Source organism: Streptomyces sp. Y7, assembly GCF_043195415.1.
Lineage (GTDB): Bacteria > Actinomycetota > Actinomycetes > Streptomycetales > Streptomycetaceae > Streptomyces.
In genome coordinates, this window is record NZ_JBIDDQ010000001.1 from 748,979 (window position 1) to 763,684 (window position 14,706).

Here is a 14,706-nt window from a genome sequence, read left to right on the forward strand (position 1 = left end):
CTGTCCCGAGTCCTTCTCCCCGAACCGCCCGTTCGCGAAAGGCACATGATGCAGACAAGCGCTCTCCATGGCCCGGCGCGGGACCCGCAACGCCTCACCGTGGATCTCGCCGTCTCCGAAGGCCCGGTGCTGCTCGGTGCCAACGGCGCGCTGTACGGGCTCAGCGACGACGGAGTTCCGGGCGACGCCGCCCTGGAACCGCTGCGGATCACCAGCGTGACCCAGAAACCGGAGGGCGGCGCCCAGCACCCGGGCGGCGACGCGCTCTCCGTCGCCAGGTCGTTCTTCCGCACCGGCGGCGGCGAGATCCTGGTGCTGATGCAGGACGTCTACGCCGAGTGGCCGTACGAGGACCTCGGCATCGACGACTACCTCATCAGGGTCGACAGGATCGTCGAGGAGATCGCGGCGGACCCGGACCGCGACCGCTTCGTCCACGTCCCGTTCAACGAGCCCGACCAGATCTGGTACGGGCTCGACGTCGCCGACCAGGTCCGGTACGAGGCCCACCGCGACCGCTTCTTCGAGGACTGGAAGACGGTGTACCGGCGCATCCGGGCGATCGATCCGGGCGCGAGGATCGCCGGCCCCAACGAGGCGGCCTACCACTCCCGCCTGCTGCGGGACTTCCTCGCCTTCGCCCGGCGCGAGGACGTCCTGCCGCAGGTCATGACCTGGCACGAGCTGGACTCCGGCTCGCTGCGGGACTTCCAGGCCCACTACGACGACTACCGTTCCCTGGAGCGCGAGGCGGGCGTGGCCCCGCTGAAGATCAACATCGACGAGTACGGCAACCGGCGCGACCTGTCGGTCCCTGGACAACTCGTGCAGTGGGTCTCGATGTTCGAGCGGAACAAGGTGTACGCCAACGCGGCCTACTGGGACGCGGCGGGCAACCTCAGCGGCCACGTGGTGCGCTCCGGCATCCCCAACGGCGGCTGGTGGTTCTTCCGCTGGTACGCCGGACTGACCGGCGACACCGTCGAGGTGACCCCGCCGCGGGCCCACGCCGTCGACACCCTTCAGGGCCTCGCCTGCCTCGACACCGCGCGCCGCCGGGCCCAGGTGCTGCTGGGCGGTTCCGACGGCGACGCGGACGTCGTCGTCCGCCACATCCCCCGCTCGGTCTTCGGCGACACGGTCACGGCGACGGTCGCCGAGACCGCCTGGTCCGGCTACGAGGGACAGCACGCGACACCCCTTGTCCTGGCCCGGACGAAGCTCCGGGTGACCGAGGACGGTTCGGTGACGGTGCCGCTGCGCGGCATGCGCCGGATGTCCGCCTACCGGGTCGTCCTGGTACCCGGCGGCGAGGGCACCCCCGCCACGCCGGACGTGCCCTGGACCGCGTCGTACGAGGCGCAGGACGCGGTGGTCACCGACGGCGAGATCCGTACCCACGGCACCGTCGAGAACCCCAACGGCTACGCCGCATCCGGCACTCGGGACGTCGGCTCCCTCGACCGGGCCACCAGCAGGGTCGACTTCACGGTGACGGTGCCGCACGACGGGACGTACGACCTGGCGATCCTCTACGGCAATCAGTCCGGCGCCCCCGCGACCCAGCGGCTCCGCGTCGACGGCGGTGATCCGACGACCGTCACCTACCCCTCCACCCAGAACTGGACCTACCGCGCCAGGAAGGAGGTCCGGGTCCACCTGTCGGCGGGCAGCCACGTGGTGACGCTCGCCAAGGGATCGGGCGAGGTCACCCTCGACCGCCTCGACCTGACCGTCCGCACCGGGGAGCCGAGCGCCTCGTACGAGGCCACGCTGGCGGACATCGGCGGCAGCCCGTCGTACGACTACACCTCGTCGGCCGGGGTCGGCACGGGAGCGCTCGTGCTGGGGCCGGGCGACCGGGCGGTCTTCGACGTGCACGCCCCGCGCGACGGCTACTACACGGTGGTGCCGCGGGCGTCGGCGGAGGTGGAGATCGCGCTGCACGGCACGACGGTGAGGGCGGCGCCCGGACGTCCCCTGCGTCTGTACCTCGCGGCGGGCAACAACCGTCTCGCGATGGGCGCGGAGCAGGCCGCCGTCCGCTCGCTGGACGTCTCGGGCGACGGCTCGGCCGAGGGCACGCTCGGCTGCGCGGCCGCCTCGGCGGTCCTCGCGGGTGGCGCGGAGCTCGTCGGCTCGCCGCACGCCTCCACCGGCTCCTGCGTCGACCGGCTCGGCAACAGCCCGCTCAGCACGGCCGCGTTCACGGTCGAGGCGCCGAGACCGGGGCGTCATCTGCTGGTCGTCCACTACGCGCACGACGACCGGCGCGACAACGGCCACGCCTACAACACCGACATCGTGTCCCGCACGGCCGACATCACCGTGGGCGACGCCGCGCCGGTGACGGTCACCTTCAAGAACACCTGGAGCCCGGACGACTACTGGACGGTGTGCGTCCCGGTGGAACTCGAGGAGGGCGCCAACAAGGTGACGTTCGGCAATGCGACCGCGTGGGCGCCGCGCATCGACCGGATCGAACTGGGCCGGGTGGTCGGCATGCCGTAGCCTCGCCGGTCCCGCCCGCTCCGCGCGATCTCGTGGGTGGAGCGGGCGGGACGGGGCGTCAGGCGACCTGACCGCTGTGCAGGGCCGCGTACGCCCCGCCCCGGCGCAGGAGTTCCTCGTGGGTGCCGATCTCCTCGATACGGCCGTCGCCCAGCACCACGATCCGGTCCGCGCCTCGCACGGTGGACAGGCGGTGGGCCACCACGAAGGTGGTGCGGCCCCGCAGCAGCCGGGCCAGGGCCTGCTGGACGAGCGCCTCCGACCGGGTGTCCAGGGCGGAGGTCGCCTCGTCCAGGACCAGCACCCTCGGGTCGCGGATCAGCGCCCGGGCGATCGCGAGGCGCTGCCGCTGTCCGCCGGACAGCCGCGCCCCGCGCTCGCCGACCAGGGTGTCCAGGCCCTGCGGCAAGCGGTCGACGAACTCCAGCGCGTTGGCGTCGCGCAGCGCGGCCCGCACCGTCTCCTCGTCGGCGTCGTCCATGCCGTAGGCGACGTTCTCGCGGATCGTGCCGTCGAAGAGGATCGACTCCTGCGGCACGACCGACAGGAAGCGGCGGTAGGTGCGCAGGTCGAGGGTGTTCATGTCCGTTCCGTCGAGCAGCAGTCGGCCGGAGGTCGGGCGGATGAAACCGATGACGAGGTTCAGCACGGTCGACTTGCCCGCGCCCGACGCGCCGACGAGGGCGATCGTCTCCCCCGGCGAGACGGAGAGGGTGAGGTCACGGACGGCGGGGCGGCCGGTGTCGTAGGCGTACCCGACGCCCTCGAAGGTCACGGCGCCGCGCAGCGAGCCGAGTTCGGCCTTGCCCTCGTTGTCCTCCAGCTCGGGGGCCTGGAGGACCTCGCCGACGGAGCGGACGGACTCCAGGCCCTTGGTGATGACCGGCGCCAGACCGGCCAGCGTGGTCGTGGAGTTGGTGAGGGTGGTCAGGAACGCGCTCAGCATGACGACGTCGCCGGCGGTGACACCCCACACGCCGTAGTACGAGATCAGGGCGGCGCCGGCGAGGACCAGCACGCCGACCACGTTCAGCACGACCCAGGCGAGCGAGCCGAAGCGGCCGTTGACGAGGTCCAGGCGCATGCCGGAGGTCAGCAGCCGGTGCAGGGTGCCGTCCATGCGGCGCAGCGCCTTGCCCTCCAGGCCGTGGGCGCGCGTGACCGGGATGAGGCGGGTCATCTCCGTGACGCGGGAGGACAGGGTCTCCACCTCGTGGCGGAAGTGCTCGTTGTGGGTGCGCAGCCTGGCCCGCAGTCGGGCGACGACCAGTGCGGCGGCGGGCACGACGACGAGGAAGACGGGCACGAACTCCGGTGTGCGGACGGCGATGATGACCAGGCCGCCGATGAGGACGGTGGTCGCGCCGAGCCCGGTCTCCGCGGTCTGCTGCACCATCTGCTCGACCGTCTCGACGTCGCGCACGACCTTGGCCTGGAGCACACCCGCGCTGACGCGGGAGTGGTAGCCGATGGACAGCTGCTGCATGCGGGTGCACAGCGCCGAGCGCAGGCCGGTGCCCATGCGGCGGACGCTGCCGTACAGCAGGCGTACGTAGAGCAGATGCAGGGGGTAGTTCACCAGCAGGATGAACATGATGACGCCGGTGCTCAGCCAGAGCCTGCTGATCGGCTGGTGCTGGACGACGGTGTCGATGATGGACGCGGTGATCAGCGGCAGCAGCCAGACGGGGCTGTGCTTGACCGTGAAGACGCCGACCGCCGCCGCGAGGCGGTGACGGTCGGCGCGGAACAGGTAGGCGAGTGTGCGGACGGGGTGTTCGTCCCGGTAGCGGTGGTCGAGGGGTCTCTCCTGCGACGACGCCATGGGCGTGGTCCTTCCCGAGGGCCGGATGAAGTGCGGCCACCAGTACAGCAAGCGCTTTCCCATCCCGTCCCGGGAAGGAGCGGACACGTGCTCCGGGACGGATCCCGGCGTGGTGTCAGACGGCGTCCAACTCCGCGATCTCCTCCGCCGTGAGCACGAGGTCGACCGCGCCGAGGGAGTCCTGGACGGTCTGCGGCCGGCTCGACCCGGGGATGGGCACGACGACCGGCGACTTGGCGAGCATCCACGCCAGGCACACCCGCTGCGGGCTCACGCCGTGCGCCTCGGCGACGCGCGCGAACGGCGCGTAGGCGGAGCCCAGTTCACCGGCTCGGGAGATGCCGCCGAGCGGGCTCCAGGGCAGGAACGCGATGCCGAGTTCGTCGCACAGCCGCAGCTCCGGCTCGCTGGAGCGGAACGCCGGGGAGAACTGGTTCTGCACGGAGACCAGCCGGCCGCCGAGGATGTCGTTCGCCTCCCTGATGCGCTCCGGGTTCGCGTTGGAGATCCCGGCCATGCGGATCTTGCCCTCGTCGAGCAGGTCGCGGATCGCGCCGACGGACTCGGCGTACGGCACCCTCGGGTCGGGCCGGTGGAACTGGTAGAGCCCGATGGCCTCCACACCGAGCCGGCGCAGGGACGCCTCGCACGCCTCCTTCAGATGGCGAGGACTGCCGTCCAGGGTCCAACTGCCGTCGCCGGGGCGCAGATGGCCGCCCTTCGTGGCGACGAGGACGTCCTCGCCCAGGTCGTGGGAGGCGAGGGCCTTGGCGATGAGGGTCTCGTTGTGACCGACCTCGTGGGCGTCGCGGTGATAGGCGTCCGCGGTGTCGATCAGGGTGACGCCCGCGTCGAGCGCGGCGTGGATCGTGGCGAGGGAACGCGCCTCGTCCGGACGGCCCTCGATGGACATGGGCATCCCGCCCAGACCGATCGCGCTGACCTCGACATCCCCGATGCGGCGGGTGTGCATGAGCTCGTGACCTCTCTCGGCTGTCGCGCGGAAAACGTTGTCGTCCTTGCACGGACCGGTGAAGCGCGGGCCGTACCGGAACCACACCAGCGTCGTCGTACGGACCCCAGAGGTCCAATAGAAGAAAGTGAACGGATTCAGCGACGGTGCCACTGAATCCGTTCACCGCGGGTCCAGCGCGGTGCCCCTGGATCCGTTCACCGCGGGTCGCCCCGGCGGTCCGTCCTCCCCTTGCGTCGCCGCCAGGTCGATATGACACGCTCACCCTCGACCGACCGGACAGGCTTCGGTCGCGGACGATCCGGCACTGTGAGAGGCGGCGGCATGCGCATCGGACTCCTAGGCACCGGCCCGTGGGCGCAGATGGCGCACGCTCCCGCCCTCAGCGGGCACGACGAGCTGGACTTCGTCGGGGTGTGGGGGCGGCGCACCGCTCCCACGAAGGAACTGGCCGACAGCTACGGCGTGCGGGCCTACGACGACGTCGACGCGCTGCTCGCCGACGTGGACGCGGTGGCCGTCGCCCTGCCGCCGGCGATCCAGGCGGACCTCGCGGCGCGTGCCGCGCGGGCGGGCCGCCATCTGCTGCTCGACAAGCCGCTCGCGCCGACGGTGGAGCAGGGACGGGCGGTCGTCGAGGCCGTCACGGCGGCCGGTGTCGCCTCGGTCGTCTTCTTCACCACCCGGTTCCAGCCGGAGACCGCGGCGTGGATCACCGAACAGGCCGGCGTGGAGGGCTGGTTCACCGGACGGGCGCAGTGGCTCGGCGCGGTGTTCAGCGGTGACGCCAACCCGTTCGCCCACTCGCCGTGGCGGCGCGAGAAGGGCGCGCTGTGGGACGTGGGCCCGCACGCGCTGTCGGTGCTGCTGCCGGTGCTGGGCGACGCACTCCGGGTGACGGCGGCCGCGCACGGGCCCGGTGACACCGTCCACCTCGTCCTCGACCACGCCGGCGGCGCCTCCAGCACCCTGGCGCTGAGCCTCACGGCCCCGCCCGCCGCCGCGGGGGCGACGGTGGAGCTGCGGGGCGCGGCGGGGGTGACGCTGCTGCCGGAGAGCACCGAGACGGCGGTGTCGGCCCTGACCCGGGCCGCCGACGCCCTGCTGACCGCGGCTCGCACGGGGCAACCGCACCCGTGCGACGCGGCGTTCGGACTGCGGGTCACCGAGATCCTCGCCGAGGCCGAGGAGTTGCTCGACCGACCGGCCTAGAGGTTGTAGCCACCGGAGACCTCGATGTTCTGGGCGGTGACCCAGCGGCTCTCGTCGGAGACCAGCGTGGCGATCATCGCGCCGATGTCGCCGGGTTCCCCGACCCGGCCGAACGCGGTCTTCGCGGCGAGGCCCGGGATCACCTCGGGGAACCGGGTGAAGGCGTCGTCGGCGAGCCGGGTGCGGGTCGCGCCCGGCGAGACGGCGTTGACCCGGATGCCCCGGCCGCTGAACTCCTTGGCCATGTACCGGGTCAGCACGTCGAGGCCGCCCTTCATGGTGGCGTACGCCGAGTAGCCGGGCTCCAGGCCGGTGGTGGTGCCCGCCGAGTTGCTGCTGGTGTTGACGACGGCGCCGCCGTCCGCCATCAGCGGCAGCAGCTTCTGCGTCAGGAAGTACGGCCCCTTGAGCAGCACCCGCGTCAGCCGGTCGAACATGTCCTCCGTCATGTCCTCGATCAGCGCGGTCTGCGCGATGCCCGCGTTGTTGACCAGGTGGTCGAACGTGTCCCGCCCCCACGTCTCCTTGAGCACGCCGGCCACGGTGTCCCGGAAGGCGTCGAACGTGTCGCTCGCGCCGACGTCCAGCGGCAGCGCGACGGCCGTGCCGCCCGCCTCCTCGATGGCAGCGACGGTCTCCTGCCCGCCCCGGACGTTCCTGCCGTAGGTCAGGACGACCCCGACCCCGCGCTTGGCGATCTCGACGGCGGCACTCCGCCCGATGCCGGAGCTGGCGCCGGTGACGATGGCGATCTTCATGGTCTCTCCCCTGAGTGAACGGAATCGGTGAACTGCTTCCATTCAACCCATCTGACCTGCGGAAACGTTAGAACGATGCTCGCCCGCACGTGCACGATCCTCTCACTTGCGGGATCCGCCCGGCGCAACCGTGCTGCAATGGCCGTATGCCACCGGAAGAGCTCCGCGCGCTGCTGAACCGGCACGCCCGTCCCGACTGGACCACCCCGATCGACGGTGTCCTGATCTCGAAGGTCGACCGGTCGGATCCTCCGGCGCCGTCGATGTCCGGCACGGTTCTCGCGGTCATCGCGCAGGGCGCCAAACGCCTCGCGCTGGGCGAGCGCGTCTTCGAGTACGGCGCCGGGCAGTACCTGGTGGCGTCGGTCGACCTGCCGGTCACGGGCCAGTTCACCGGGGCGGATCCCGAGCACCCGGCGCTGGGCTTCGGGCTCACGCTGGAGCCGTCCGCCGTGGCGGAACTGCTGCTCCAGGCCGGACCGGGTGCCACTCCCCGGCCCGGCGGGGGCCCGCCGTCGGGGATCGCCGTGTCCGACGCGCCGGCCGAGTTGCTGGACGCGGTGGTCCGGCTGCTGCGCCTGATCGACGAGCCCCGCGACCGTGCGGTGCTCGCGCCGATGGTCAAGCGCGAGATCCTGTGGCGTGTCATCACCGGCGAACAGGGGGCGACGGTACGGCAGTTGGGCCTCGCCGACAGCAGCCTCAGCCATGTCTCCCGGGCCGTGCGCTGGATCCGCGAGCACTACGCGGATCCCTTCCGGGTCGAGGACGTGGCCAGGATGTCCGGCATGAGCGTCTCCGCCTTCTACCGCAACTTCCAGGCGGTGACCGCGATGAGCCCCATCCGGTTCCAGAAGCAGATCCGGCTCCAGGAGGCCCGGCTGCTGCTCGCCACGCACCCCGGCGACGTCACCGGGGTCGGTCGGCGCGTGGGCTATGACAACCCGTCACAGTTCAGCCGGGAGTACCGCCGTCAGTTCGGCGCGCCGCCCAGCCAGGACGCCGCACGCCTGCGGGACGCCGCGCGGAGTCCTGTGGGGGTCCTGGCCTGAGCCTGCGGTCGGTCACTCGTCGAACGGCTCCTCGCTCCACCGGAACACGCTCTGTCCCCCTCGATGTGCAGCAGGAACTCGGCGACGGGACCGTCCGGCGAGGACAGGGAGACACGGCTTCGGATCTCGCCGTAGGCGGCCTCCCATGCCTCCGCCACCTCGTCGAAGTCACGCTCCAGCAGGGCGAGTTCACGGACGAACAGCTCACGCACCGCCGCATATCCGGGACCTGGCGTGAAACGGCCCGCCAGCCAGGGGAAGTCGGCCTCGTCGATCAGGATCTCGCCCACCGGCTCGTCGCCGTCGCGCAGGCGCCACACCTCGCCGTCGAAGCCCATACCCGCCTCCGCCCCCCGCTGTCGATCACGTGTCGGCCGGCATGCCACCCGGCACTGACAGACGGCCCGCACCTGCGATCGAGGTCCGGGCCGTCCGTCATACGGCGGGCAGAGGCGCTACTCCGCGACTAGGCGAACAGGCGACTACCCGACTGCGCGCCTACGCGCCTACGCGGACGTCGTCGGCTGGAAGTTGATCCTCTCCTTGACCACCGGGAAACCGGCCCTGGTGAAGTTCTTGGCCATGGGGAAGTTACCCAGGTCCGTCGCGCCGGTGACGACCTCCGCGCCCTGCTCGACGAGGAAGTGGGTGCACTCCGCGAGCAGGTCGTAGGCATAGCCGTGGCCACGGTGTTCCGGTACGACCCCGATGAAGCCGACGGTCGGCCCGGAGGGGTTGTGGGCGGGGATGTGGATGCCGGCCAGGTCGCCGTCGGGCGTGTGCGCGACCTGCCACCACTCCCGTGGGGACGGGCACCAGTGGAAGAAGTCGAGCTCTTCCTGGGCGGCCTTGTCGAGACCGCCCTCCCCTATGGCCCGCAACGCGTGCGCGTCGAGGGTGGCGGAGTGGATGCGCCGCAGCACGTCGAAGAACACCGCGTCGTCGGGCTCCGCGCTGAACCTCAGCCGTCCGGGCCGCTCGGGCAGGCCGAGATCCGCGGTCCAGCGGTACAGGAAGCGCTCCACCAGGAGTTCGTATCCGGCGGCGCGCGCGGCGGAGAACCGGGCTTCGGCGGCGGCCTTCAGGGCGGGGTCGTCCCGCCAGCCGCCGGACAGGTTGATCTCGAGCTCGACCTGCCACGGGGCGGAGCGCAGGAGTTCGGAACCGGCCTCCTCCTCGCCCTCGGCCACGTCGAACCAGTTGATGTTGATGGGCGTCGAGTCGTCGGGGCCGCCCCACCAGGCGCCACGGGCGACGACCTGGCCGTCGCGCAGGGCCACGCGCTTCCACTCGGGCCGGAACCGGGTGCGCAGGTGCCCCTCACGGGCGCCGAGCGGGTCGGGGTGTGCGTCGAAGAGATGGGCGTCGCTCGTGGAGAGCGTACGGATGACCAGATCGGTCACGGATTCCTCCGGGATACAGGCTGCTTGGAGCGCTCCCGGTCAGATCGCGATGTGCACGCCGGGGCAACGGGAGAGGGAGCGCGGGACATGGGTGAACTGCACGGCACTCGCCTCCTTCCGTCCGTCTCAGGGCGTGGAGCAACACAGTACGTGATCTTCGGAGGTCCGTCCACGGGTTTTCCGTGGTCACCCACACCTAGTCCGAGAGCGCTCTCAGAAGGCTTCTCGCGCCCCCTTCTGACTTAAGTGAGCCTTAGACGAGAGTTAAGCGGATGTGGTCATTCCGTGACCATCCAAGTTCCCGCAGTTCAGAGGCGTTTGGACTTGGTGCGGACCTATTGGCCGACACCCGGGTCGTGCGTAGCATCGGGGCCCATCGGTAGCGGCCGCGGTCGGGGGTCGGTGCGTTTCGAGAGCGCTCTCACCCTGGCGAGGGGTCGTTGCCGCAGCTCCAGTACCCCCACAAGCACTCCGGGAGATCCCCCACATGACTTCCCGTCATCAGCGCCCCCTCGGTCGTCGCAGGCTCCTGTTCGCCCTCGGCGGCGCGGCCGTGGCCGTCCCCGTCGCCGCCACCGTGGCCCCGTACGCACTCGCGGGCACGTCAGCGAGCGGCGACGCGCAGGCCGCGGCGGGCTCGCTGCCCCTGACCGTCGTCAACGACAGCGGTTCCTTCGACAACGCGAACATCCACCTGTACATAGTCGGCAACCAGGACGGCAAGCAGGTCCGCCTCACGCCGGACGGCGACCTCGCGCCGATCGCACTGTCGGACAACGGCTCCGACGGCTTCACCGACTACGCCATCTCCCTGTCCGGCGGCGAGACCAGGCTCTCCCTGCCCTACATGTCCGGCCGTATCTATGTGGCGCTCGGCGAGAAGCTCAAGTTCAAGGCCGTCGCGGACGGCAACGGCAACGCGGCGCTGCAGTACCCGGCCGGCTGGGTCACCTCGGACCCCAACTACCCGGTGCTGCACGACTGCGCCGAGTTCACGTACAACGCGTCGGGGATGTTCTGCAACACCACCATGGTCGACATGTTCAGCGTGCCGATGAGCATCCGGCTCACCGGCGCCAAGGACCAGTCGACGGGCAAGCTGCGCTCCGGCGGACGTGCGGCCGCGTTCGCCGCGGTGCGCGAGGCCGAGGCGTTCGCACGGCTCGTCGTGGACGACACCCGGATCATCGCCCCGGGGCACGGACTGGACGCCGGGCTGTTCGCGAAGGACTACTTCGCCCCGTACATCGACGAGGTGTGGAGCACCTACACGGGGCGGGATCTGACCGTCACCACCAACGCGGGGACGTTCACCGGGCGGGTGCGCGGTGACCGGTTCACGTTCGACGGACCGGCCCAGGTGTCCTTCGCCAGGCCGACGACCCGGGACGTGCTGTTCTGCGACGGCAACCTCGCCGCCCCCAACGACGGCACCACCGGCCCCGTCGCCGCCGTCCTCGGTGCCGGATTCAACCGCTCGACCCTGCTCAGCCACCCCGCGCAGCCGACGACCGACCCGGCCACCTTCTACCGGACCGACCTGAGCAACCACTACGCCGGGGCGATGCACGCCGCCACCGAGGACGGCAAGGCGTACGGCTTCGCCTTCGACGACGTGGCGGACTTCGCCTCGTACATCCAGGACACGGCGCCGACGGGGATCACGCTGACACTCACGCCTTTCGAGGGCTGAGCGAGCCGTGCGGGGGCGCGGTCCCGGGGCCTTCCGGATGCAGGGTCCGCTCAGGCGTTGAATGGTGATAGCAGACCCGATGACCGCACCGGGCCCGAAGTCACCCGGATCCGAGGAGCAGAGATGATGCCGACGTCCCAGCCCGAAGCGTCCGGGCCGTCCGAGGACCGCACCACCCCGGACGACCTGCTCCACGCCCGCACCGGCACCGAGGTGTCCCCCGAGGACATCGTGCTTGCCTCAGGCAAGGACCTCACCCCGCGCAACCTGGAATGGGCCAAGCGCAAGCTGGCCGCAGAGGGAGCGACCGCCCTCGACAAGCTCCTGCCCTAGCGATAACCCCACCGATCCGCGCGGTCCGCCCCGGGGCGGCAGGAACCCGGGGCGACCTCGCGCGCCTGCCACCCCGACCTGCGGGTCTGCCGCCGGCTTGCATGCCCGCCGCCCCGCCCTGCGTCAGGCCGGTCCCGCTGTGGCCGCCTGCCCTCACCCCTGATCAACGCCCCGTGGCTTCCTCGGCCTCGTCACCGTCGGTGCCGTCCGCGGCGTCCAGGGCGTCCTCGGCGTGCACGGCGTCCAGGGTGTCCTCGGCGTCCAGACACAGCACGGGTACGCGCTGTACGAGGTTGTTGGCGAAGCCTCCGCGGTTCCAGGGCTGCTCCAGGGGCTGGCTGTGGCCCTCGGCGTCGGTCGCCCGTGCGCTGAGCACATGCTCACCGGGGGTCGCCGTCCAGTCGTGGCGCCAGTGCCGCCAGGCCCACCGCTGCCCGTCGTCCGGTGCCGGCTCGGCGTCCTCCCAGGTGTGGCCTCCGTCCGTGCTGACCTCTACCCGCGTCACCGGCGCGCGTCCGGACCAGGCGCGGCCCTCCAGCGCCACCGGGCCGGGCCGGACCACGCGGTGCCGGGACATGAAGTCCGGGAATCCGGGTGGCACGAGCAGGGCGCGCGGCGCGATCCGGGTCACCGGCTCGCCCGCGTCCCCGGGGTCGCGGCGGAGCCGGTAGGCGACGGCCTGCTGGAACCCCGTGAACGGCTCGTCGACGACGGTGATGGAGCGCAGCCACTTCACCTGGGCCATGCCGTACCAGCCCGGCACGATCAGCCGGAGCGGGCGGCCGTGCTGCGGGGGCAGCGGTGCGCCGTTCATCGCGTACGCGACCAGCACCTCGGGATCGTCGCCCGTGGCGACCTCGACGGGCAGGGCGCGCCGGTAGTCCTGCTCGACGCCGCGTTCGACCCCGTGATCGGCGCCGGTGAAGACCACCTCGACCGCGCCGGTCGCGATCTGGGCCTCGGCGAGCAGCAGCCGCAGCGGCACGCCCGTCCACTCGGCGGTGCCGACGGCTTCCACCAGCCAGGGCTGGCTCACCGGCCGGGGGGTCAGCAGGGCCCGGCCGTTCCCGGCGCACTCCAGCGTGACGCGCGTGGTGACCTGCGGAAACTCGCGCAGGTCGGAGAGGTCCAGGTGAAGGGGGCGGCGCACCAGGCCGTCCAGGGCCAGGGGCCAGGGCATGCCGTCGGGGACGTACGGGATGTCGTAGTGGGTGAGGACGTAGTGCAGGCCCGGCGGGGTGATGTCGTGGCGCAGGGCTTCGAGGGGCAGACCGTGGTTGCGGGTCGCGAGCGCCAGTTCGTCCCGGCCGATGCCCTCGTCCGGGGCGGCCAGCCGGGCCGGCGTGCTCGCGTCGGCGAGTCGATGACCCATACCCGTCATTATCGACCCGCGGGCACGAGATCGCGCCGGTGAAGCGGGGCGTCCCGGGCTCGGGCGGGGCGGAGGCACAACCTCCGCCGCTCTCCGCGCACTTCGCCCGGGCAATGGTGCACGGCTCACCCTTTCGAAAGGGGTCACCCGGCTGACAGACTCCGGAGGTGCCCGACTTCGACATGCTCGTCATCGGATCCGGCCCCGGCGGCCAGAAGGCCGCGATAGCCGCGGCCAAGCTGGGCCGCCGCGTCGCCGTGGTCGACCGCCCCGACATGGTCGGCGGTGTCTCCATCCACACCGGGACCATCCCCTCCAAGACCCTGCGCGAGGCGGTGCTGTACCTGACCGGTCTCACCCAGCGCGATCTGTACGGCCAGAGCTACCGGCTCAAGGACGACATCACCGTCGCCGACCTCACCGCCCGTACCCAGCACGTGGTCGGCCGTGAGGTCGACGTCATCCGCAGCCAGCTCTCCCGCAACCACGTGTCCCTCTACGCCGGCACCGGCCGCTTCGTCGACCCGCACACCGTCGCCCTGCGCGAGGTCACCGGCCAGGAGCGGCTGCTGACCGCCGAGCACATCGTCATCGCCACCGGAACCCGGCCCGCACGGCCGGACAGTGTCGAGTTCGACGGCCGGACGATCCTGGACTCCGACAACGTTCTCGCGCTGGAGCGGGTGCCGCGCTCCATGGTGATCGTGGGCGCCGGGGTCATCGGCATGGAGTACGCCTCGATGTTCGCCGCGCTCGGCAGCAAGATCACCGTCGTGGAGAAGCGCGCGGGGATGCTCGACATGTGCGACGTCGAGGTGATCGAGTCGCTCAAGTACCACCTGCGGGACCTCGCCGTGACGTTCCGCTTCGGCGAGACGGTCGCCGCGGTGGAGCGGCATGCCCGCGGGACACTGACCATCCTGGAGAGCGGCAAGAAGATCCCCGCCGACGCGGTCATGTACTCGGCGGGCCGGCAGGGCCTGACCGACGAACTGGACCTCGACAAGGCCGGGCTGACCGCGGACCGGCGCGGCCGGATCACCGTCGACGAGCACTATCGCACCGAGGTGCCGCACATCTACGCCGTCGGCGACGTCATCGGCTTCCCCGCGCTGGCCGCGACGTCGATGGAGCAGGGGCGCTCGGCGGCGTACCACGCCTGCGGGGAGCCGGTCGGGCGGATGCACAACCTCCAGCCGATCGGGATCTACACCATCCCGGAGATCAGCTTCGTGGGGCGCACCGAGGACCAGCTCACCGAGGACCGGGTGCCGTTCGAGGTCGGCATCTCCCGCTACCGAGAGCTGGCCCGCGGACAGATCATCGGCGACTCGCACGGCATGCTGAAGCTGCTGGTGTCCCCGGAGGACCGCACGCTGCTCGGCGTGCACTGCTTCGGTACGGGGGCGACGGAGCTCATCCACATCGGGCAGTCGGTGATGGGCTGCGGCGGAACGGTCGACTATCTCGTCGACGCGGTGTTCAACTACCCGACGCTGGCCGAGTCCTACAAGGTCGCGGCCCTGGACGCGACGAACCGGCTCCGCCAGATCGACCACATCGGGGACTGAGGG

11 protein-coding genes and 1 pseudogene are annotated in these 14,706 nt (G+C 71.3%); 6 read left to right on the forward strand and 6 right to left on the reverse strand.

Going from position 1 to position 14,706, the window contains the following annotated elements; all coding sequences use genetic code 11:
* Positions 1-45: 45 nt before the first annotated feature.
* Complete coding sequence (locus tag ACGFW6_RS03130; RefSeq protein ID WP_393504081.1) at positions 46-2,511, forward strand: CBM35 domain-containing protein; 2,466 nt, start codon at positions 46-48, stop codon at positions 2,509-2,511.
* 58 nt (positions 2,512-2,569) lie between these two features.
* On the opposite strand, the gene ACGFW6_RS03135 is transcribed toward ACGFW6_RS03130, so the two are convergent.
* Positions 2,570-4,336: an ABC transporter ATP-binding protein gene (locus ACGFW6_RS03135; RefSeq protein ID WP_393504083.1), complete on the reverse strand. Its 1,767-nt coding sequence runs from the start codon at positions 4,334-4,336 to the stop codon at positions 2,570-2,572.
* Between the two features lie 115 nt (positions 4,337-4,451).
* Entirely contained in the window at positions 4,452-5,309 is an 858-nt protein-coding gene (locus tag ACGFW6_RS03140) for an aldo/keto reductase (RefSeq protein WP_393504085.1), read from the reverse strand.
* Between the two features lie 324 nt (positions 5,310-5,633).
* Here ACGFW6_RS03140 and ACGFW6_RS03145 point away from each other — a divergent pair, with 324 nt between their 5' ends.
* The gene (locus ACGFW6_RS03145; RefSeq protein WP_393504087.1) at positions 5,634-6,521 is read left to right on the forward strand and encodes a Gfo/Idh/MocA family protein; all 888 of its coding nucleotides are present in this window, start codon (positions 5,634-5,636) and stop codon (positions 6,519-6,521) included.
* Here the strand turns inward: ACGFW6_RS03145 and ACGFW6_RS03150 are convergent.
* On the reverse strand, positions 6,518-7,279 hold the full coding sequence (locus tag ACGFW6_RS03150) for an SDR family NAD(P)-dependent oxidoreductase (protein WP_393504088.1): 762 nt from the start codon (positions 7,277-7,279) through the stop codon (positions 6,518-6,520). The two genes, ACGFW6_RS03145 and ACGFW6_RS03150, sit on opposite strands and share 4 nt — an antisense overlap.
* Positions 7,280-7,425: 146 nt before the next feature.
* Between ACGFW6_RS03150 and ACGFW6_RS03155 the strand changes: the two genes are divergently transcribed.
* Positions 7,426-8,331, forward strand: coding sequence for an AraC family transcriptional regulator N-terminal domain-containing protein (locus ACGFW6_RS03155; protein WP_393504090.1), 906 nt, complete (start codon positions 7,426-7,428; stop codon positions 8,329-8,331).
* A gap of 12 nt (positions 8,332-8,343) precedes the next feature.
* Here the strand turns inward: ACGFW6_RS03155 and ACGFW6_RS03160 are convergent.
* Together ACGFW6_RS03160 and ACGFW6_RS03165 are read right to left on the reverse strand one after the other, a co-directional pair.
* A pseudogene (locus tag ACGFW6_RS03160) lies at positions 8,344-8,669 on the reverse strand (hypothetical protein).
* A 168-nt stretch (positions 8,670-8,837) separates the two neighbouring features.
* Positions 8,838-9,734: a GNAT family N-acetyltransferase gene (locus tag ACGFW6_RS03165; protein WP_393504092.1), complete on the reverse strand. Its 897-nt coding sequence runs from the start codon at positions 9,732-9,734 to the stop codon at positions 8,838-8,840.
* A gap of 487 nt (positions 9,735-10,221) precedes the next feature.
* On the opposite strand from ACGFW6_RS03165, the gene ACGFW6_RS03170 reads away from it, so the two are divergent.
* A complete protein-coding gene (locus ACGFW6_RS03170; protein WP_393504094.1) occupies positions 10,222-11,427 on the forward strand; it encodes a beta-1,3-glucanase family protein in 1,206 nt (401 codons plus the stop codon).
* A 126-nt stretch (positions 11,428-11,553) separates the two neighbouring features.
* Positions 11,554-11,760 carry a hypothetical protein gene (locus ACGFW6_RS03175; protein WP_393505063.1) on the forward strand — a complete coding sequence of 69 codons (207 nt, stop codon included), beginning with the start codon at positions 11,554-11,556 and terminating at the stop codon, positions 11,758-11,760.
* 163 nt (positions 11,761-11,923) lie between these two features.
* On the opposite strand, the gene ACGFW6_RS03180 is transcribed toward ACGFW6_RS03175, so the two are convergent.
* Positions 11,924-13,132, reverse strand: coding sequence for a sulfite oxidase (locus ACGFW6_RS03180; RefSeq protein ID WP_393504096.1), 1,209 nt, complete (start codon positions 13,130-13,132; stop codon positions 11,924-11,926).
* A 167-nt stretch (positions 13,133-13,299) separates the two neighbouring features.
* On the opposite strand from ACGFW6_RS03180, the gene sthA reads away from it, so the two are divergent.
* Complete coding sequence (sthA, locus tag ACGFW6_RS03185; protein ID WP_393504098.1) at positions 13,300-14,703, forward strand: Si-specific NAD(P)(+) transhydrogenase; 1,404 nt, start codon at positions 13,300-13,302, stop codon at positions 14,701-14,703.
* The last annotated feature ends 3 nt before the right edge of the window (positions 14,704-14,706 follow it).